The 20,571-nt window shown below is 45.6% G+C and carries 20 protein-coding genes; 7 read left to right on the forward strand and 13 right to left on the reverse strand.

The window, feature by feature from the left end; translation table 11 throughout:
* Window position 1 precedes the first annotated feature (1 nt).
* The 7 genes from H8K52_RS15680 to H8K52_RS21335 form a co-directional block, all read right to left on the reverse strand.
* A complete protein-coding gene (locus H8K52_RS15680) occupies window positions 2-373 on the reverse strand; it encodes a DUF1272 domain-containing protein (RefSeq protein WP_425507546.1) in 372 nt (123 codons plus the stop codon).
* A gap of 115 nt (window positions 374-488) precedes the next feature.
* Entirely contained in the window at window positions 489-2,297 is a 1,809-nt protein-coding gene (locus H8K52_RS15685; RefSeq protein ID WP_186923851.1) for an ABC transporter ATP-binding protein, read from the reverse strand.
* The gene (locus tag H8K52_RS15690) at window positions 2,287-2,853 is read right to left on the reverse strand and encodes a thioredoxin domain-containing protein (protein WP_186923852.1); all 567 of its coding nucleotides are present in this window, start codon (window positions 2,851-2,853) and stop codon (window positions 2,287-2,289) included. Before H8K52_RS15690 ends, H8K52_RS15685 begins: the two co-directional genes overlap by 11 nt.
* A 1-nt stretch (window position 2,854) precedes the next feature.
* Window positions 2,855-3,406 carry a MauE/DoxX family redox-associated membrane protein gene (locus tag H8K52_RS15695; RefSeq protein WP_186923853.1) on the reverse strand — a complete coding sequence of 184 codons (552 nt, stop codon included), beginning with the start codon at window positions 3,404-3,406 and terminating at the stop codon, window positions 2,855-2,857.
* 59 nt (window positions 3,407-3,465) lie between these two features.
* A complete protein-coding gene (locus H8K52_RS15700) occupies window positions 3,466-4,359 on the reverse strand; it encodes an SDH family Clp fold serine proteinase (protein ID WP_186923854.1) in 894 nt (297 codons plus the stop codon).
* Window positions 4,347-5,354, reverse strand: coding sequence for an MvdC/MvdD family ATP grasp protein (locus H8K52_RS15705; protein ID WP_186923855.1), 1,008 nt, complete (start codon window positions 5,352-5,354; stop codon window positions 4,347-4,349). Before H8K52_RS15705 ends, H8K52_RS15700 begins: the two co-directional genes overlap by 13 nt.
* A 276-nt stretch (window positions 5,355-5,630) precedes the next feature.
* Complete coding sequence (locus tag H8K52_RS21335; protein ID WP_246464595.1) at window positions 5,631-6,020, reverse strand: hypothetical protein; 390 nt, start codon at window positions 6,018-6,020, stop codon at window positions 5,631-5,633.
* A 255-nt stretch (window positions 6,021-6,275) separates the two neighbouring features.
* On the opposite strand from H8K52_RS21335, the gene H8K52_RS15715 reads away from it, so the two are divergent.
* From H8K52_RS15715 to H8K52_RS15730, 4 genes are all read left to right on the forward strand, one after another.
* Window positions 6,276-7,094: a TatD family hydrolase gene (locus H8K52_RS15715; protein ID WP_186923856.1), complete on the forward strand. Its 819-nt coding sequence runs from the start codon at window positions 6,276-6,278 to the stop codon at window positions 7,092-7,094.
* A gap of 5 nt (window positions 7,095-7,099) precedes the next feature.
* Complete coding sequence (locus H8K52_RS15720; protein WP_186923857.1) at window positions 7,100-9,613, forward strand: DNA internalization-related competence protein ComEC/Rec2; 2,514 nt, start codon at window positions 7,100-7,102, stop codon at window positions 9,611-9,613.
* A gap of 98 nt (window positions 9,614-9,711) precedes the next feature.
* Entirely contained in the window at window positions 9,712-10,515 is an 804-nt protein-coding gene (locus tag H8K52_RS15725; protein WP_186923858.1) for an alpha/beta fold hydrolase, read from the forward strand.
* An 80-nt stretch (window positions 10,516-10,595) separates the two neighbouring features.
* Window positions 10,596-11,579, forward strand: coding sequence for a lipid A-modifier LpxR family protein (locus H8K52_RS15730; protein ID WP_186923859.1), 984 nt, complete (start codon window positions 10,596-10,598; stop codon window positions 11,577-11,579).
* 22 nt (window positions 11,580-11,601) lie between these two features.
* On the opposite strand, the gene H8K52_RS15735 is transcribed toward H8K52_RS15730, so the two are convergent.
* From H8K52_RS15735 to H8K52_RS15760, 6 genes are all read right to left on the reverse strand, one after another.
* Entirely contained in the window at window positions 11,602-12,192 is a 591-nt protein-coding gene (locus H8K52_RS15735; protein ID WP_186923860.1) for a sigma-70 family RNA polymerase sigma factor, read from the reverse strand.
* A 143-nt stretch (window positions 12,193-12,335) separates the two neighbouring features.
* On the reverse strand, window positions 12,336-12,791 hold the full coding sequence (locus H8K52_RS15740; RefSeq protein WP_186923861.1) for a group I truncated hemoglobin: 456 nt from the start codon (window positions 12,789-12,791) through the stop codon (window positions 12,336-12,338).
* 59 nt (window positions 12,792-12,850) lie between these two features.
* The gene (locus tag H8K52_RS15745; RefSeq protein WP_186923862.1) at window positions 12,851-13,762 is read right to left on the reverse strand and encodes a DUF3034 family protein; all 912 of its coding nucleotides are present in this window, start codon (window positions 13,760-13,762) and stop codon (window positions 12,851-12,853) included.
* A gap of 222 nt (window positions 13,763-13,984) precedes the next feature.
* Window positions 13,985-14,704, reverse strand: a complete 720-nt coding sequence (locus H8K52_RS15750; protein WP_186923863.1) for an anti-sigma factor — start codon at window positions 14,702-14,704, stop codon at window positions 13,985-13,987.
* Entirely contained in the window at window positions 14,701-15,345 is a 645-nt protein-coding gene (locus H8K52_RS15755) for a sigma-70 family RNA polymerase sigma factor (protein ID WP_343044224.1), read from the reverse strand. Before H8K52_RS15755 ends, H8K52_RS15750 begins: the two co-directional genes overlap by 4 nt.
* A 266-nt stretch (window positions 15,346-15,611) precedes the next feature.
* Complete coding sequence (locus H8K52_RS15760; RefSeq protein WP_186923865.1) at window positions 15,612-16,223, reverse strand: GNAT family N-acetyltransferase; 612 nt, start codon at window positions 16,221-16,223, stop codon at window positions 15,612-15,614.
* 209 nt (window positions 16,224-16,432) lie between these two features.
* Between H8K52_RS15760 and H8K52_RS15765 the strand changes: the two genes are divergently transcribed.
* From H8K52_RS15765 to eno, 3 genes are all read left to right on the forward strand, one after another.
* Entirely contained in the window at window positions 16,433-18,079 is a 1,647-nt protein-coding gene (locus H8K52_RS15765; protein ID WP_186923866.1) for a CTP synthase, read from the forward strand.
* A gap of 11 nt (window positions 18,080-18,090) precedes the next feature.
* Complete coding sequence (kdsA, locus tag H8K52_RS15770; RefSeq protein ID WP_186923867.1) at window positions 18,091-18,945, forward strand: 3-deoxy-8-phosphooctulonate synthase; 855 nt, start codon at window positions 18,091-18,093, stop codon at window positions 18,943-18,945.
* A gap of 244 nt (window positions 18,946-19,189) precedes the next feature.
* Complete coding sequence (eno, locus tag H8K52_RS15775; RefSeq protein ID WP_186923868.1) at window positions 19,190-20,473, forward strand: phosphopyruvate hydratase; 1,284 nt, start codon at window positions 19,190-19,192, stop codon at window positions 20,471-20,473.
* Window positions 20,474-20,571: the final 98 nt, after the last annotated feature.

The raw sequence follows: 20,571 nt of genomic DNA on the forward strand, positions 1-20,571 counted from the left end.
TTTAGCGAGCGTTGCCGTTTGAAAGCGGGGCTAAGTGAGAAGGTTTTTCGTCCACTAATGTTTGTACATGCTTGACCAAATCAACGGGTCTAAAGAGGCGAGTAGTTCGTGCTGGATAGTGTGCTAAGTCATTATCGTTTCTGCCCATTGATGGCGGGCGTATCGGTCTGGGCTTGAAATTGCCACCACAATTCGGACAGACGCCCTGTAACTTGTGATTGACACAATCGAGACAGAAAGTACATTCGAAAGAACAAATCATGGCATCCTGCGCATGGGGCGGCAGATCCTTATCGCAATGTTCGCAGTTTGGTCGCAGTTCTAGCATGGTTGGCTCCGAAATCTGAAAAGATAATGTGGAGCAGCTTACCATGCTGAAAAAACTTGTACAGCATGAAAAATGACAGCTTGCGGTCAATTCAGGACATTGCTAGAAGTGTCCTGTGAACATGCTCATAATAGGATCAAGGCAAACTTATGGTCATAAATCAGGTATGATTTCCGCTGATTTGTGCGGACATAAGTTGGCAATAAAGTCCGTTGCTATCTTTGATTAAATCTTGGTGTTGACCTTGTTGGACGATATGGCCTTGCTCCAAGACGAACACGGTATCGACTTTTTTGATGGTGGAGTAGCGATGCGCGATGATAATCGTGGTTCGTTCTTTCATTAACTCATCTAAAGCGGCTTGCACCAAGGCTTCGCTTGCAGAATCGAGAGCACTGGTAGCTTCATCCAAAATTAGGATTTTTGGGTTCCGCAAAATCGCTCGGGCAATGGCAATTCTTTGCTTTTGTCCGCCCGACAATTGCACGCCACGATCGCCAACAACTGTGTCATAGCCATTTGGGAAGCCTGAAATAAAATGATGCGCGTTGGCTTTGGTAGCGGCTTGTATGACTTCTTCTAGTGCGACTTCTCGATCGGCGATGGCGAAGGCAATATTCTCGTAAATACTACCGGAAAAAAGTGCAGGTTCTTGTTCGACGATGGCAATGTGATCGCGAATCGCGTTAATGTTGGAATCGTTTGAGAGGAAGTTGTCGAAGTAAATTTGCCCTTGATTGACCGGGTATAAACCGAGCAGCAGACTAGCAATACTGGATTTTCCTGCACCTGATGCGCCGATTAAAGCAATTTTTTCGCCTGGCTGAATTTCAAAATTGAGCGCAGTTAAGGCCGCGGTGTCGGGGCGTTCCGGGTAGGCGAAGTGGACATTGTTGAATTGAATTTTTCCTTGCAGATGAAAAGAATTTTTGGTGGATACACCGTCATTTGGGATCGCATCAGAGTTTTTCTTTAATGCAGCTTGTTTAGCATCATCAGCACCAAGAATCTCAAACACGCGTTCGGTGGCACCGAGTGTCCGCATCCAGTCGCTCCAGAAATCGCTGATAGCGCTAGAAGAACCACTCGCCATACCAGCATAAATGATAAAACTAGTGAACTCGCCCACAGTTAGCTTTCCTTGACTAATGAGATCCGCTGCCAAAAAAAAGGTGATGATGAGTGCTAGGTAAAGCACGATGGAAGAGAGGCCACGGTAGCTTGCTAACAAACGAATATTGCGCAAGATAACCTGCAAGGCTTGGTCGGCAGTATCTGCATATTTATCGTTTGCCAGCTTGTTTTGATTGAAGGCGTGGATCAGCCTTATATTGCTAAAGTATTCCTGCGCGACGCTATTGCTGGCCGCTTTTTTTTCTTGAATGTGGTGTGCGCTGGTTTTGAGTGAGTTACCTATCCAGTCTGTCATCCATAGGCTGAGTGGAATGTAGATCAATAAGATCAGACTCAGTGTAGGTGAAATGCTGATCAGCATAACGGTACACCCGATAAATACCAAACTTGAGCGTAAAGATATCGCCAATCCCATGGTTAAAGTGTCGTGCAAGGCTTCAACATCAGAAGCTAGTCGATTGGTTAGTTCGCCAACCCTGTGTTTATCAAAGAAGGCGATGTCTTGACGTATTAGGGCTGAAAATAGGGTTTGCCGTATTGTCGTGACGATCATATCGCCAGTAGATTCGAAAATGTAATACCGTAAAGTTGTTGCAAGTGCTTGTATCACCAAGACTATCGCTGCGATACCGGCGAAATTTTTGATCCAGCTACTATCAATTTTTGCGCTATTCAAATGATCGATGAAATAGGCCAAGGCTTTAGGATAGGCAAGTTCGATCACGATAGTGATACACATAACCGCTATGCCTAATAAAAGGCGGGTACGAAATGGTTTGAGAACTGACAGTCTTTGTAGGTGCTGATTAATTGGCTTGGTTTGCTTAGGATTCATGCGAGTCTACTGAGTCAAGTTCTTCGATTTGCGTAAGGAATGCGCACCAGTTGTCATCGCCTATCATGCCCTCGGCTTGTAATAATCGCGCGTGGTCTATGAAAAGATAATACGGTGACATGAGCTTGCTATTGATTTCACGGTAGTTTTCCTCTTTGAGAAAAACCGCGAAAGACGCTAATGTTGTGTTGCGCAAAAAACGCCGGACTCGCCATTGCGGCTCATTGCTGACCAACCATAATCGAACTCCCGCTTGTTCGGCACGCATGGCGATTTTTTCAATCTCTGGGAGTTTTTCTTTGCACTTGGGGCATTTTGTCGACAAGAATAACAAGACGATTGCATACTCTGGCAGTAGTAAATCCTGTTCCTGTTTGCTTAGCAAAGTTCGTGCAGTAATTTGGGGGATTTCCGTGCCAGGAGGAATTGGCAATAAATTCTTAGTGCTCTCAGAAATTTGCTTGATCTTTCTTAGTAATTTTAAGCTCAAGCTTAAGTTCAAAAAAGTACACAAGGTCAGCGTCAGTAAACTGAAGTAAATAAGATTTTGATTCATGTTAGTAATCTTTGTCGCTGAAAATGGTGCTGAAAAATTCATGAAAATGCATCATCAACAAGCACAGTGTCAGAGCGATGCCAAATTGTAGCCAATAGATAATCGCTGGCGCTTGCATGTGGGTATTGATTTCGACATGATGATTGGCATAGGTGGCATAGATGGTAGCGCTAAGCAGCAAGAAATTTCGCATTAGGTCATAAGCAGATACTGGCCTTTCTGCCTCACCAAAGCAATTGCAACGGACTAAATCCTTAGAGAAAAATTGATATGCAACTACGAGGCTGAAAATCAAAAAAAGTATGCTGGCAACAAATAAAGTAAGTTGCAAGATCCGGCTGGAGTTAGAGGAGAAAAGTGCGATGGCAATTAGTAGTTCTGTGCCTATTAGTATGGGCACGATAAGCTTGCTCAAGTTTGGTGAAATGCCAAACGACTGCGTCAAGTTGTTTTGAAAACTAGTAAAGCTGCGTAGTTTTCCGACTGCAGCAAAAAAGAAAATGCAGGCTAGGCCAAGCACAATAACGGGCACAATCGTATCTTGCATCGTCATGAAAGATTTATCCGAATCGGTTTCGAAAAATGTTGAATAAAATTTGACTTTTTGTTGATCTACTTGTCCGTGGAGCTGGTTGTCCAATGTGGCGCCAAGCCATCAATACGGTGTGTTCTACTTCGAATTTTTCCTGCACTCGCAATCACGGCATTTATCCACGGAGTTTCCAAACTATCTCGCTGCGCGCCGCCGACATGGGCTTGCAATATTGTTGAAAGTTCCCAAGCGGCATCTTCCACTATTTGATTCTTTGCGATTCGCAAACCTAATGCACTTAACTCCTCACCTGTGATGGCATAGCTGTGTGAGTGATAAGCGCTGACCAAGTGTTGAACGATTTTTTCGCGTTGTTCTATGGAATTCGACCTCAATTGAAAGGCCAATAGTTCTAAAGCAATTTGCTGCAATTCTTTAGTACAACGATAGAAAGCTGCTAAGGATGGCGGAATTATGCTGTTGCAGAGCAATGCTAGAGATTCAGTGCGCGCTTCGTTTGCCTCAATTCCAAACCAGTTTTCAGCCATTTCGCCAAATGCCAAGATATCCATCGCGGAAAAGCTACTACTCATGGTGCCATCGGCATCAGAGCCACCTTGTAAATGGGGGTCGATGGGAGAGAACATCGCTAGCTCGCCTGCAATGATTTGATCGGCGGCCAAACATAACAAGGTGCCAGATGATTGGCAGAAGTAAGGGACGATAATGTTAAATTCTTCGGCGAACGCGCGGAACAATAAGGCAATACGCCGTGTCGCGTTGACCACGCCACCGCGGCAGTGTAAGACCAGATCGAGGCGTTTAACTTTGCCTAATTCTCTTAATTGTTCATAGAGTGGGGGAAGCAGGTCTATATCTAGGTTGGACGCCGCCAATACGATCACTTTACTCTCACGCAGATGTTCTATTTGTAGAATGCTTTCGCGCATTGCTGAGTGACTTAATTGCTGCATGTGCATTCCTTGATGAGTAAATTGGCGACAGTATCAAGTAATTTGAATTCAGGTATCAATTGCTCGATATACAGAAATTGTCCGGCTGGATTGTTTTCAAGAAAAACGTATTCATTCTCGGGCGTCACGATTAAATCCAGCGCGCTAAAATTAAGCCCATAGCTGCTGACGAAATCGCGGCATTGTTGTTCGATGTTAGCCGGAAGTTGAGTTGCTTCGTAAGGAATTTCCGCGCTCATGTCTCGAGAATCAATCATCGTTCTATCATCGGCTTGCGAATGTATCTTAGCAGCGAAAATATGCTCACCGATCAGTGTGACACGTAGCTCATATTGTTTGTGAATGTATTTTTGAAAGTGGCAGGGGAGTTCACTGACTGCATCAATATTCTCCATTAAATCTTCACTGACCAAGGTGGTCGTGATGCCGTGCGTACGTCTTTCTGTGAATTCAACTTGATCCGCTGCGAGAGAAGCGGATGACATTGATTTGAAAATGATAGAAGCTTGCTGCTTTTGATAAAAATCGCGTATATGTTGAGGCTGATTGGAAATGATCGAATTTGGAATTTGAAAACCAAAGCGCAGCGCTCTTTGCAGTTGTTCACCTTTCCACATAGCGCCGCGCATGATGAGCGGGTGACCGATCCAAAAACAATTTAAACCAAGTAAGAGACCAAACAAAGTCTGTTCTGCTTCTAGCTTGGCATAAGTTTTTTCCTGCACGCCCAAGTCTTCGGATCGAAAGCTAAATTCACCAGGCTTTCTGGCCCATATCGAGGCGATTTCGTGTAGTTGTATGCTTGAGCCCGATAGAAGGTGTTTGATTTCGCCTTCATTTCCGTGGCTGTTGAAGCTTTGAGTGAGCTGATAATCGCGTGGAAAACAATCTAGATTGAGTCGAAATGCGGTGTGTCCTTTGTGTTGGAGAATCTCTGCAACTAGGTCTACATGTAAGTCAGTGCTATTGCTGATAATGAGAATTTTTTTTGTCATGTTTCAACAATCGATTTGGAATAATGTTCAAGGTGAAAAATGTTTAGCAAAGGAATGACCTAGGTGCTGTTGGAGTCAGCTCTGCATCAAGGAGGGTTTTGAATTTATTCTTATTTTTCTATTTTTAGTCAGGTATGGCTGAATTTAGCGCGTGATAAATTCAGCCAAATGGCGAAGATTTCATTTTTTAGTGGCATAACTCAAAGAAAATCACAGCAATGTGGGGAACTTTGAGAATTGCACTAGGTAAAAATCATTGCGCCTGTCGATCGACAATTAGCACCAGATGCCGTCGTCTTTACGACCATTCCACAATCTTGGTGCACGAGCGTCTGGGCCTGAGCAGCCAGCAATCGCTACGCCATCACGAACTTTCCATTGTGGTGTGATTTGTGTTTTTTCTGCTTTTTTTTCTGCTAATTTAAAGGCGAATAGTTTGCTAGTATTTTGATTCTTCATTTTGTAACCTTCTAAAAATAGTTTGGTTGAAATTAAAGATTTTTCCACAACTGGATGATGTGGAGTAAGCAAGATAGCATTGCAAAAATACTGTGTCAATTTTAAAAGTTCAAAAGAAAAGAAAAAGACAAAAAATTTTATTAATTTACTTTTTTGTGTTTTTATTTGTCTTTTTTTGTGAGTGAACTTGGGCCTCAATTTTTTCATCGTTCACTTGTTAACCATGTTCATAAAGTTGATGGGCCTGAAGATACGAAGTTTGTGGTGCCATAAAGTGTAGTGAGTTGGCCACGTCAATGTAGTTGGATTTCTGCTGCTCCACCATTACGGGTGTTATTAGTGTTATCAAAATACCCCTCCGTGGTCTAAGGCTTTGGCGAGCAAAGCATAGATTAGCTCGGTAATGAGGTAGTCTATCGACTGTTCGCGCAAGTTTCTTCGATCAATTTAAGGGAATGCCATATGTGGGTAGACAGCCATTGCCATCTCGATGCTAATGAATTTGCAGGTAAATCACTCGCCTTAGCGGAGGAGGCTGCACGTATGGGCGTGTCAGCGATTGTGATTCCTGCGGTGCATCGATCCAACTTTTCGGCGGTAGTGGAATTGGCTAGACAAAGAGAAGATTGTTTTTTTGCCTTGGGCATACATCCTATGTATGTAGCGACTTCGCATGAAGACGATCTGCTTTTTTTACGTGCTGAGATCGCACGTTTGTTAGCTGATCCTATGTTGGGGCGAGCCTTGGTCGCGGTGGGGGAAATTGGTCTTGATTACTTTGTTCCTGCTTTGTGCGAATCACCTTTGAAGGAAAAGCAGGAGTTCTTTTACAGCGAACAACTAAAGATTGCGCGAGATTTTGATTTGCCTGTGCTCTTACATGTGCGAAAATCGCAAGATAAAATACTAAAATATTTGAGGCGCATTCCGGTGCGTGGTGGCATCGCGCATGCGTTTAATGGCAGCACGCAACAGGCGCAACATTTTATCGATTTGGGTTTCAAACTAGGATTTGGTGGTGCAATGACATTTACCCGCGCTTTACAAATACGTCGACTCGCCAGTGACTTGCCGCTGAGTAGTATTGTCCTCGAGACAGATGCACCAGATATCGCGCCGCGTTGGTGCCATCCGGGAATCAACACACCGGGTGAGCTGACACAAATTGGTCACGAACTCGCCAGCTTGCGTGGCTTAAGTCATATTCAGACTGCGCAGCAAACTACCGCTAATGTACTTGCTGTTTTGCCGCGCATGCAGGCGCGATTTGTCTTGAGATAATTCTGGTGCGCAGCGCGATTCTAGGCTTAGTTCTTGGCGTCGCGCTGTTGCAGCAACAAGCTGCCTTGTTCAAACTTGTTTATGTTTGCGTCGCCTTTGCGGTTTTGTGCTCGCTGGCGCTGCTGTTATTCCGCCTTCAAACTAAGCATGTTTTTCGACCAGCTTTCGTAATATCGGTGGCAGTGCGCTTTGTGTTGGCGATGGGGTTTGGCTTTTGTTGGGCCAGTCTGCTCGCGCATTATCAGCTGCGCCAAGAGTTGCCCGCAGAATGGGAAGGCCGCGATTTAGTGGTGCAGGGGGTGATAGATCAATTGCCCGGATCAACTGCAAATGGCACGCGCTTTACTTTTACGGTGGAGCGCTATTTACTTCCTGCATCCGCGTCAGCAATCGCATCCTCGGATCAAGAGGAGATCCAAGCTCAATCAAGGATACAGGCATCAACCGACAACTTTCCTAAGCGACTCGCTTTGGGATGGTTCGATGATGCCGATGGCAAGGTCGATACCCCTTCGCTACAACCCGGTCAGCGCTGGCAGTTGAGGGTTCGCTTAAAACGACCACATGGCAATGCCAATCCCAACGGCTTTGACTATGAAGCATGGCTGCTTGAGCAAGGATTGCGGGCGACTGGCAGTGTGCGTTTGAATGCAGGTGCTAGCGCGGATGGCCTTGGCGCAAATTTATTTTTAAATGACTTTGTTTGGAGTCTGCCTAACCTGATAGAGCGAGCTCGTTTTCGCCTCCGCGAGCACATGAAACTCGACCTTGCAGACGCTCCTTATGCTGGTGTGTTAAGTGCGTTGGTGATTGGCGATCAACGCGATATTTCACCAACGGACTGGGCGATGTTTAATCGTACTGGGGTCGGTCATTTGATGTCGATTTCTGGTTTGCATATCACCATGATCGCCGGTTTATTTGCTGGGCTGATGCACTTTTTTTGGCGGCATTCCTTCTTTACCCGCGCGCAATTGCCGCTGTTAATTCCCGCTCCCAAAGTCGCCGTATTGTCGGGATTGATTGCAGCCATCATCTATGTCGCATTGGCTGGGTTCGGTGTGCCGGCACAGCGCACACTGTGGATGTTAGCCGTGCTGGCGGTGGCGATTTGGAGTGGCAGAGCTGCTAGCAGTACACATGTGTTGAGTTTGGCTTTGGGAGTTGTGATTTTGATTGATCCTTGGGCGGTGTTATGGCCAGGATTCTGGTTATCGTTTGGTGCCGTCAGTGTATTGCTTTATGCAAGCGCAGGTAGGATTGATGTCTTGTCACCAGCATCGTCTGATCAAAATTTTATATACAAATTTGGGCCACAAATTCGCGCAGCCGCACGCGCTCAATACGCAATCACCTTTGGTCTGGTTCCGTTGACCTTATTGTTGTTCTCGCAAATTTCACTAGTCAGTCCGATCGCGAATGCAGTGGCGATACCCGTGGTGAGTTTCTTGGTCACTCCGCTTGCTTTATTGGGCAGTGTGTTGCCTTCGCCATTGTCCGGATGGTGCTTATCCATCGCCCATGGATTTGTTGAGGTTTTAGTGCAGTTTTTGGAATTCTTAAATCGTAGTGGCCTGACAGTTTGGCAAACGCCACGCCCAAGTTGGTGGATGTTTTGTGCCGCGACTTTAGGCTTATTGTATATGCTTGCGCCCCGCGGTATTCCTATGCGTTGGTTGGGTGGAATATGCTGTCTACCTTTGCTATTGCAACCAGCGCAGCGCCCCTCAAAAGATCAAATGCAGGTGAGTGTCTTTGATGTTGGGCAAGGTTCTGCCGTGCTGGTAGAAACTGCCCATCACCGTTTGCTCTACGATACGGGGCCAGGGACTACTGCTGACAGCAATAGTGGTACTAGAGTCTTGTTGCCGTATCTGCAAGTGCGTGGCATTGCGCATCTCGACCAATTGGTCGTGTCGCATAGCGACAATGACCATTCTGGTGGTGCGATCAGTATTTTAAAGAATGTGAAGGTCGATCAATTGCTTTCATCCTTGCCCAGCGATCATCCTATTGTCACGACCGCTGAGAAATCATCGCGTTGTGTTGCCGGACAAAGCTGGGAATGGGATGGGGTTCAATTTGAAATTTTGCACCCGGTGCCGGTTATTTATACGAGTGATAAATGGAAACCGAATGCGCTCAGTTGCACTTTAAAGATATCAACGAAGACACATGCAATGCTATTGACCGGAGATATTGAAGCCGTACAAGAAGATCAATTAGTTAATCGTATCCCTGAAAAACTTGCCGCAGATGTTTTGCTGGCGCCGCATCATGGCAGTGGCACTTCGTCAACGGCTGCTTTTTTGCAGGCGGTTAAACCCAGCTTAGCCTTGTTTCAAGTCGGGTATTTGAATCGCTACCATCACCCGAAAGAGGCGGTCATGCAACGGTATCTTGATTTTGGAATAAAACCTCTAAGGACGGACACAAGCGGTGCAATCACATTACAATTTGGCAGCGCCATTAGTGTGAGTGAATACCGTAAAGACCATGCTCGCTATTGGTATCAATAGTTTGCGTAGGCGAACAAAATTTATCTATGCCGCTTAGCGAGAAGTCCGCTGCCAGCATGCCGCTGCAAAACGAAATCCAAATAATTCTTCAAGAAAAAATGTCTAAACCTATCGTTCACTTTTGCCACGGTAATAGTTTTCCAGCGGGAAGCTATCGTCAGATGTTTAATGAATTAGCACCGCATTACGATATTCAATATTTAGACATGCACGGACATAATCCTGCTTATCCGGTGACCATAAATTGGCCTTTTCTAGTGCAAGAGTTGATCGATACTTTAGAGACTCGTTATCAAGATCCTGTGATCTTATTAGGGCATTCTTTAGGCGGTATCTTGTCTCTGATGGCCAGTAGTCAACGTCCAGATTTGGTGCACTGTGTGGTGATGATCGATTCGCCGGTTGTGACCGGGTGGCGCTCAGCTTTCTTAAAGACCTTCCGTGTGCTTGGCCTGTTAGAAAAATATTCGCCCGCGCAATTTTCTTTGAAACGCCGCATGATTTGGCGTGATAAGCAAGAAGCCTTTGAGCATTTTTCGTCGAAAGAAAAATTCGCAATCTGGCCACCGGCAGTGTTGCAAGACTATATTGATGCCGGAATGCAGGATCATCCAGAAGGTATTTGTCTGAAATTTACGCGTGATATTGAAAGTCAGATTTACATGACTTTGCCTAGCAACCTTGGTTCGGTTTCCAGAAAAATTACGCAAGTGCCAATCGGTTTTGTTGGCGGTACTGAATCAGTGGAATGTCGGCAGGGTGGCTTGAAAACTACGCGTCGGCTATGTGGGGACAATTTTGTGCAACTGCCTGCAGGTCATCTATTGCCGATGGAAATGCCAGAAAGAACCGCCGAAGCCTGTCACGCCATGATACAAAAATTATTGAAAAAAACGACCTGAGTCAAAGCACCAAGGCAAATCCTCACAGCAAGTAATCATCGCGTAAAATACAAATCTTACGTTTCTACTTTGAGCTGACTATGCGCCGATCCACTAATTCATCTTTGTTCTTGACATCTTCATTCTCATTATTAGCATTCCTATTCAGTGGCAATGGTTTGGCACAGGATACACATACGAATGAATTAAGGGGATCTTGGCTGCCATCAGCGTCCGAGTATCAGAAAATACAAACGCAAGGTCGTACACAACTGATCTTGGATATACAAAATGACAGTTTGCTTTTGAAAAAAGATGATGGTTTTTATACCAGTGGTAATCATCTGATCATCAGTAAAACGCTGCGTTTGCCGACGCAAGCGATTAGTTACGGTTGGCATTTTGGTCAAGATTTATACACCGCGTCTGACATTAAATTAAAACCAGCACAGATCAGTCCAGTGGATCATCCTTATGCTGGCTGGATTTATACCGGTGTTTTTCGTGAGTTACAGAACCGTGATGGAAGCGGCCTTCGATTAGGTTTGGACGTCGGTTGTCTTGGACCTTGTGCTGGTGGTGAGTGGACGCAAACAAATTTGCATCAAGCCTTAAATCAACCACTTCCGCAAGCTTGGAGTACCCAACTGCAGCAAGAGTGGGGGCTAGTCTTCAATGCCGAACTTGCGCCTGCTCGTTGGAACTTGGCGCAAGATATGGATCTAGCGAGTCGTTTCAAAGTTAGAGTGGGGAATATTTTCACAGATGCCAGAACTGAGTTGATGTGGCGTTACGGACGTTTGAATGATATTCGTGAAGATAATGCCAGTTTCGTATTTGCGCGTGCTGAACTGAGAGTCAGCGCGTATAACGCGACTTTGCAAGGCGGCTATTTTAATAAGCAAGCCTTGGCAATGAATCCAAGACGCGTGATTCCAGAATTGGAAATTGGCTATCAATATCGCCGCAATACTTGGGGATTTTATGCATCGGTGATACGGCGCGGTAGTGAAATTAAAGAACTATCCAACGCAAAAGCCGCACAGAATTTTGCGAAAATCCAGTTCATCTATACGCTGCAATGACGCTATTTTGCAGCGAGCTCATCTAATGAAGTTCAGTCGTCGGGATGTAAGATCGGAGGCTCGGTGCTTTTCGTAGTGCATGGCGCGCTCGGTGCAGAGCCACCATCATGTGTTTTTTACTCATACCAAGCTCTGCGCAAATATCGGTGCTATCGACTTCCAAACAATCCGCCAGTGTAAATGCGCGGGCGTTTTTTATTGGTAGTAAGCCTAGCGCTTGTTCTAATTGGATAAAAAACTTCTTCTGCTCCAAGGCCGCAACTGGATCAAATTCTTCGCACAAACTACTGCGGTTGATACCGTAACGATCATCGGCTAAATGCGGTGATGCATCGATGCTGCAAGTGGTATCAAAATTAGGTTCGGCATATAAGTTTTGTGTTTGCTTTGCTCGGCGAAAATTATCAATGATCTTGAACTTCAGGATGCCGATAACATAGGTCGCCAACGAGGATTTTCCGGCGAAACGTTCTGGTGCTTCTAGTACGGCAAGTAGCGATTCTTGTACCACATCTTCGGCAATCGCATCGTCATAAATGCGTTGCTTTGTGAAGCGCAAGAGTTGGGGGCGCAATTCGCTTAGTTGATCGTATGAAATTAGGCTGATTGCCATATGGTGCTCTCGTTTTATTAGTATCGCTGTTTGTATTTTTTTGTTTTTTCTTAAACAGAAATTGTGCAATCGGTTAACGACGATGCTAGCCAGTCGTCTCTACAAGGCAGTGTAGACATCGTCGTTCTAACCCGAAGTGCAGCTTATTTACTGACGATAGGACGTTGCATAGGTGCGAGTTTTGCTACCAATTTATTCGCAATGGAGGAGGGAACTTGATTCATTTCCATGGCGATCTGTAAGTCCTCCGCCAACGCATTAAAGTGGGCATTGCTTATGCTCATGCCTTGATGGGCTTCGTACATATCTTTGCCTTTGTATTGGCACGGGCCACCGGCTAGTTCGCAAAACTGCGCAACCAATAGAGCACTAAATTCATCCTTTTTCATTTTCGAAAAAAAAGTGTTGATACGCGTGTCGGCTAAAATCAAAGGCACAAAATCATTGACGATTTTGGTAATGCCTTCTGTCTTGCCTAGACCTTGATAAATGCTGTCGTCTTTTTCCATGCTCTGTGCTTGCGCTGCAAAGCTGGTAGAGATTGCGATTAAAGCGATGCTGATGAATTGAGTAAATCTGTGACGGAATGTGTTGTTCATGATGAGTTTCTTTCAAATTTGGTGATGGAGTGTTGTTTTTATATTTTCGTCAACGCAGCTTAAAAACCCGCTTGCATAGACAGATACCAACCGCGTTGTTTCTTTGGATTGAAAATCGTGATATCGCCTAGCTGGACATAGGCAGCCGTGACTGAGAAATTCTTAGTTGGGAAGTAAGCGACAAACACGTCAGAAAAGTCTTTCTCGTTGTCGACACCAAGGTTGCGTGGCTTCATGCGGTACTCTGCGCCAACCACTAATTTTCGGTTAATTAGATAAGCGATTGAACCTTCGAGTTGCGCTTGATATTGATCTTTTTTATCGCCACCAAAGCCAAGCAGGCCCATCTGATTCGCCTTGGTCATTCGCACTGTGCCGTTCACAAGTAAGCTTTGTGCCAAGTAAATTTTCGTGGCAGAGACGTAGTAATCAATACCGTGATCGTCTTTCGCGCCCAACTGCTTTACGTTAGTAATCCCTAGCGCACCGAGCCCACCCACGCTGGCGTCGCGTTTGTATTGCAAACCAGCGGCAATTTGGGGCATCCATCCCGCTTGGTCATACACAGCATCACCGGCCAATTTAACTTTAACGCCGAAAATATCTTGCTTCAAATTGAGTGCATTGAGCGGCGCCAAACTGCCAGTAAATTCTTGCTGCGCGAGCGAGAATTCAACACGATCTGCGATGCCAACGGCAACGCCGTAAGTTTTTAGACGGTAATCTTGTGTATTGACTTGGGTGTAGTGGGCGTTTGCCCCATAGCTATCGCGGGTGCCATATCCAGTGATCAAAGCCCATGGGGTTAAGCCACCACCACCAGCGCCTTCGACTTGGCTTACGCCACCCGTCGCGGTGAGTTTGCCCATGTCGGGCACGCGGGAATCTTGTGCCTGAGCTGCGCTTGCGGATATGCCGATACTAGCGATGGCAATGAGTTTGATTGCTGGATAACGTTTGAACCTGATCATGTGAACTCCCTGATTGTGTAGTTGATGAGCTTTAGTGAATACCGTGGTGTTTCAAGTGACTGCTAGAGACTTATACGCCGGGGAGTTGCAACTGGATTCAAGATTTTTGAAATATTTTTGCGATCGTGCTTTTGGGTGTCTAATTAACAAAAAGCCATCCACATTTTCTCGTGTGGATGGCTTGATGGTTTTGCGGTAATTGATTAACTAATTGGGTCTGACTTAAGCGGTCTTGAGCCAATTGCCTTTGAATAGAATTGGACCACTAGGTTTTTCCGGATTGCTTGAGCCACCTTTGGGTTCCAAACTGATCGCGAGTAATTGCGGTGTATCGCTGTTGACTTCCGCTGGAAGTGTAATACGCAATACATTTTTATCCGCAGTATCGCTGATGACACCCAGAGAGCGTATTTTGCCTTCTTTTGAAATCGACCAAAGCTCTAGGCTTTTGTCTGCAGCTAGCACAGGTTTATCAATGAAACGAAGCAAGATTTGATGATGTTTGACATCACTAGAAATCACGGCGATAGGGCGTGCTTGATCATCTGATAAGGTGGCGACGTACAGATCAGGTGCAATACTTGGCTCTAGAGGTTTGATGACGAACACAGCCAACAGAATCAGCGCTGTACTCGCGATTAAACTAAAACTGCGCCAGAAATTGAGCGATTCCAAGAAATCAAATATTGCATTCTTGCTTTGCATCGCTCCCAATTTGAGCTGTTGTTCGATATTGCGCCAAACCTGTGCTTGAGGCACTTGTTTGCGGCTAAATTCCATCATAGGCATAAGATGCTGCTCCCATTCTCTGACGACTTGTTGTAAGTGCGGATCGTTTATCAGCCAGTTGTGAAAGCGACGGCGTGCGCCACCACGCAATGTGCCGAGCACATATTCGGCGGCTAGTTTGTGTTGTAGTCGCTTATTGTGTTGGATGTTCATAGTTTTGCCCCCGCACCTGTGCCGTTGGCATGGTTAGCATTATTCGTATTGAGACAAAGTCGGAGTTTTTCTAAGCCGCGTCGTATCCACGTTTTAATGGTTCCCATCGGTAATTGCATTTGTTCCGCGACTTCGCTATGGGATAAATCATGAAAGTAAGCCAAGCTCATCGCTTGGCGATGTAGGCCTTCTAATTTTGTCATGCAGCGAGCAAGAGACGCAGCATCCTGACTGAGTTCTAATGCTTGTGCTGGCGTCGGATCGGCGCTTTCCATGGCTTGCCACACTTCAGCTTCGAATTGATCGGTGTCATAGCTCACATGCAAATGCTGGCCATTATTCAGTTTTCGCAGCAGATCAAAGGCGCGATTGCGCACGATCGTCGTCATCCACGTCATCGGTGAAGCAAGACTACTTTGATAGCTAGCAGCGTTATTCCAAATATTGACGAAGCTTTCTTGTAAGACCTCTTCGGCTAATTCGCGGTTTTGTAAAATTCGCAAAATGAAGCTAAATAATTTAGCCGAGCTCGCCTCATATAAATCTCTGAAGGCTTTTGCATCTTGTTTGGCGACGGCGACTAGGCACAGATGTAAATGTGCCGGGTCGGTAGCTGGGGTCGGGGATTTTGAATTTGACAAGAGATGTCCTTTATTGAAGTCGGTTATGTTCAAGACCGGTAGCTGACAAGGTTTAATGAGGACTGGTAGCGCTTGGTGCAGCATGCGGGGTGCATATAACTTATACGGCTACAAGTCCGAATCGGATGCAAGAAATGTCAATTTATTTTTTGATCTTTTTCCTAGGTGAGCAATTTGGCTGCGAATTAATTAGCTAGGTAATATCTTGATTTTGCACAATTTTGTGTCAATTCGTTTACTTGATTCTGGGGCAAAAGCGGGTCAAATTATTTTGATTTTGGATTGATACGGCTCATTACCCAAAAGTCACGCGACTGCCCACGCACTTGTTTGTAGCTCTTGAGTAAACCTTCGCGCTCAAAATCGCAGCGTTGCAATACTTGTAATGAGCGTGTATTGCTATCTAGCACGCAAGCTTGCACCCGCACCAAGTCGACTTTCTGATGTGCCCAGTTGGTCAAGCTACGACAAGCCGCAGTGACAATACCTTTTCCCCAATGGCTAGGAGATAGGTCGTAAGCAATTTCCGCACTCAAATGTTGTTGAGAGAAGGTATGAAAACCGATGGTACCTATTAATTGATCGTTGCAATCTGCAATGGCAAATTTGATTTGTGCCAAGTTCTGCGACCAGTCTTGATTCTGAACGAATTGTTGTAAATTTTGCGGGGAATTGACTTGCCAGCTCCAGTGTTCGGTCACCGCCGACTGTTTAAGATAGTCGCACCACGTGGCTAAGTCATCGGTTCGAATCGTTCGTAAATGATATCCGCTGATTTCGAGCTCTGGCAGTGGATGCGCGGTAAAGGGATTCGGCGACAATTTACTCAAGCCTAGGGGTAAATGCGAGTAGTGAGAGCTGCTTTGACGGTAATTCATTTTCTTGTTGATCCTAATGTTTGCTGTTGGTCGTGGTAAACGCCAACACTTCTAAGGTTTTTCTTACACTTTGGGAGAATTAAATATAGAAAATTTATCATTCATTCGTGTTTGTCTCAAGCGAAAAAAGTCTTATCCGCGACGTGCGCCGCAGGGCATCATGAGGTATAATTCGAATTTCCCGCTTGTGCCGTTGGGCACCTTCTGCAATGACTAAGTTCGTATTCGTTACTGGGGGCGTCGTCTCCTCTCTTGGCAAAGGCATCGCTGCTGCCTCCCTCGCTGCAATTCTTGAATCGCGCGGTCTCAAAGTTACCATGCTCAAACTCGATCCTTACATCAATGTGGATCCAGGTACCATGAGCCCATTCCAACACGGTGAAGTATTCGTCACAGATGACGGCGCAGAGACCGATTTGGATTTGGGTCATTACGAGCGTTTCATCACTGCTAAGATGAAAAAAGTGAATAACTTTACCACGGGCCAAATTTATGAGTCTGTGATTCGCAAAGAGCGTCGCGGTGAATATCTGGGCAAAACTGTTCAGGTGATTCCACATATCACTAACGAAATTCAAGAATACATTCACCGTGGTGCTGCAGGATTTGACGTTGCACTGGTCGAAATCGGCGGCACGGTCGGCGATATTGAGTCCTTGCCTTTCCTCGAAGCTGCGCGCCAATTAAGTTTGCGTGCGGGCCGCAATGCAGCCGCTTTCGTGCATTTGACTTTGGTACCGTTCTTGGCATCTGCTGGCGAATTGAAAACCAAACCAACCCAACACAGCGTACAAAAATTGCGTGAGATCGGTATCTTCCCCGATGCCTTATTGTGCCGCGCTGATCGTCGTATTCCTGATGATGAGCGCGCCAAAATTTCGCTGTTCTCCAACGTGGTTGAAGAAGCGGTGATCTCTGTATGGGATGCCGATACGATCTACAAGATCCCACAAATGTTGCACGACCAAGGCTTGGATAAGATCATCTGCGATAAATTAGGTTTGAATCCAAAACCAGCCGATTTGTCTATGTGGGACAAGTTGATTTACGCTTTGGATAATCCAAAAGAAGAAGTCACGATTGGTATGGTCGGTAAGTATGTTGATTTGACTGAGTCTTATAAATCTTTGACAGAAGCTTTGCGTCATGCCGGTATTCATACTGAAAGCAAGATGAATATCGAGTACGTCGATTCTGAAGAAATCGAAGCGCACGGCACTAAAGCCTTGGAAAAATACGATGCGATCTTGGTACCAGGCGGATTCGGTAAACGCGGCGTTGAAGGTAAAATCTTGGCCGCACGTTATGCACGGGAAAACAAGATTCCTTACCTCGGTATTTGCTTAGGTATGCAAGTTGCCTTGATCGAATACGCCCGAAACAAAGCGGGTTTGACAATGGCGAACTCAACCGAGTTTGATCTGGAAACCGAGCAACCGGTGGTCGCGTTGATCAACGAATGGCAGAGTCATGACGGTAAAGTCGAAACACGTGATGAGAATTCTGATCTCGGTGGCACGATGCGTTTGGGCGCACAGACTTGCGCGGTTCAGCCAAACACGCTGGCTTCTGATATCTACGGCAATGTGGTCACCGAGCGTCACCGCCATCGCTACGAAGCGAATAATCATTACCTGAAACGTGTGGAAGACGCGGGCTTGGTGGTTTCAGCACGTACGCCAACAGAAGATTTGTGCGAAATTATTGAATTGCCAAAGAGCGTGCATCCATTTTACTTAGGTGTGCAATATCACCCTGAGTTCAAATCAACACCGCGTGATGGTCATCCGCTGTTTACGGCGTTTGCCAAAGCAGCGATCGCTCACAAGCAAGCACAGCAAGCGACATCAGCTTAAAGGAAAACAGCATGAAATTATGTGGATTTGACGTTGGTCTGGATCAGCCATTCTTTTTGATCGCCGGTCCATGTGTGATCGAGTCGCATCAAATGGCGATGGATACTGCTGGTGCATTAAAAGAAATCACAACTGAGTTGGGTATTCCTTTCATCTACAAATCGTCGTTTGATAAAGCGAATCGGTCTTCCGGTACGTCTTTCCGCGGTTTAGGTATGGAAAAAGGTTTGGAAATTTTGGCGGATGTAAAAAAGCAATTAAACGTCCACGTCCTCACCGATATCCATGCGATAGATGAAATTAAACCAGTCGCAGCGGTAGTCGATGTTTTGCAAACGCCAGCGTTCTTGTGTCGTCAGACCGATTTCATTCAAGCTTGTGCGCAATCTGGCAAACCAGTGAATATCAAAAAAGGTCAGTTTTTAGCACCGCACGATATGATTAATGTCATCGCGAAAGCGCGTTTGGCTGCAAAAGAAGCCGGTCTGCCAGAAGATAATTTCATGGCTTGCGAACGTGGCGTATCCTTTGGTTACAATAACCTTGTATCGGATATGCGCTCACTCGCCATCATGCGTGAAACCAATTGCCCAGTCGTGTTTGATGCGACGCATTCCGTGCAATTGCCAGGTGGTCAAGGTACCTCATCTGGTGGTCAGCGTGAGTTCGTTCCTGTGTTAGCGCGTGCCGCAGTGGCGGTAGGTATCTCAGGCTTGTTCATGGAGACGCATCCAAATCCAGCGCAAGCAATGTCAGATGGTCCGAACGCGGTACCACTCGGACGTATGAAGGAATTGCTAGCGACCTTGTTAGATTTAGATCGTATCGTCAAGAAAAACGGATTTTTAGAATCCAGCTTTAATTAAGACTAAATGCCTCGCTAATCTTAATCGCTTAGCGAGGCAATTTTTTATCTTCGGTTTCAAAGTAGAAGTGAATGAAGATCGCTGCAAAACCATAAATGTGTTTTGAAGAAGAAACTCGGTGCAGACAAAATGAGATACTCGATTTGCATGCGCGGTTTCTGCAAAATCGGACCCGATAGTTTGTGATTTTTGTACCAGACTGGAAACCAATATTTTTGTTATTTGATTGTTTAGGAGAATTTGAATGAGTGCTATCGTTGATATTATCGGTCGTGAAATTATTGATTCACGCGGCAATCCAACTGTGGAATGTGATGTGTTGTTGGAGTCTGGCGTGATGGGCCGTGCTGCTGTGCCTTCAGGTGCATCAACTGGTTCCCGCGAAGCGATCGAGTTGCGCGATGGTGACAAGTCCCGTTACATGGGTAAGGGCGTTTTGAAAGCCTGCGAAAACATCAACACAGAAATCGCTGAAGCGATCATGGGTTTGGATGCGAATGAACAAGCTTTCTTGGATCGTACCTTGATCGACTTGGACGGCACAGAAAATAAAGCACGCTTAGGTGCGAATGCGATGTTAGCAGTGTCGATGGCAGTTGCTAAAGCCGCTGCTGAAGAAGCGGGTTTGCCTTTGTATCGTTACTTCGGCGGTTCCGGCGCGATGCAATTGCCAGTGCCGATGATGAACGTCATCAATGGTGGTGCACACGCTGACAACAATCTGGATATTCAGGAATTCATGATTATCCCAGTTGGCGCACCTACTTTCCGCGAAGCGATTCGTTATGGTGCCGAAGTATTCCATAACTTGAAAAAAATCTTGCACGACAAAGGTTTGACGACAGCGGTTGGCGATGAAGGTGGTTTTGCACCTTCCGTAGAAAATCACGAAGAAGCGATCAAGTTGATCATTCAAGCGATTGAAGCAGCTGGCTACACACCAGGCACGCAAATCGCATTGGGCTTGGATTGCGCGGCAAGCGAATTCTACAAAGACGGTAAGTATCATTTGGAAGGCGAAGGCTTAACTTTGTCTTCAACCGATTTCACTAACTTGTTGGCGACTTGGTGCGATAAATATCCAATTATTTCTATCGAAGACGGCATGGCTGAAGGCGATTGGGATGGTTGGAAAATTCTGACCGAAAAACTCGGCAAAAAAGTGCAAATCGTGGGTGACGACTTGTTCGTGACGAACACCAAGATTTTGAAAGAAGGCATACAAAAAGGGATCGCTAATTCGATTCTGATCAAAATCAATCAAATCGGTACATTGACAGAAACTTTCGCTGCGATCGAAATGGCGAAACGCGCTGGCTACACTGCCGTGATCTCTCATCGCTCCGGTGAAACCGAAGACAGCACGATTGCTGATATCGCAGTTGGTACGAATGCTTTGCAAATCAAAACAGGCTCTATGTCCCGTTCTGATCGTATGGCAAAATACAACCAACTCTTGCGTATTGAAGAAGATTTGGGCGAAATCGCTAGCTACCCAGGCCGTGATGCGTTTTATAATTTGAAGTAATCGCATTTAGAGAAGTTAGTTAATGTCGTGAATTAATGTCGTAAAAAAGGGGAAGTCAGCTTCCCCTTTTTATCGTTATGAAATATAGTCAAATTTTT

Source organism: Affinundibacterium seohonense (genome assembly GCF_014284305.1).
Classification (GTDB): Bacteria; Pseudomonadota; Gammaproteobacteria; order Burkholderiales; family Burkholderiaceae_D; genus Undibacterium; species Undibacterium seohonense.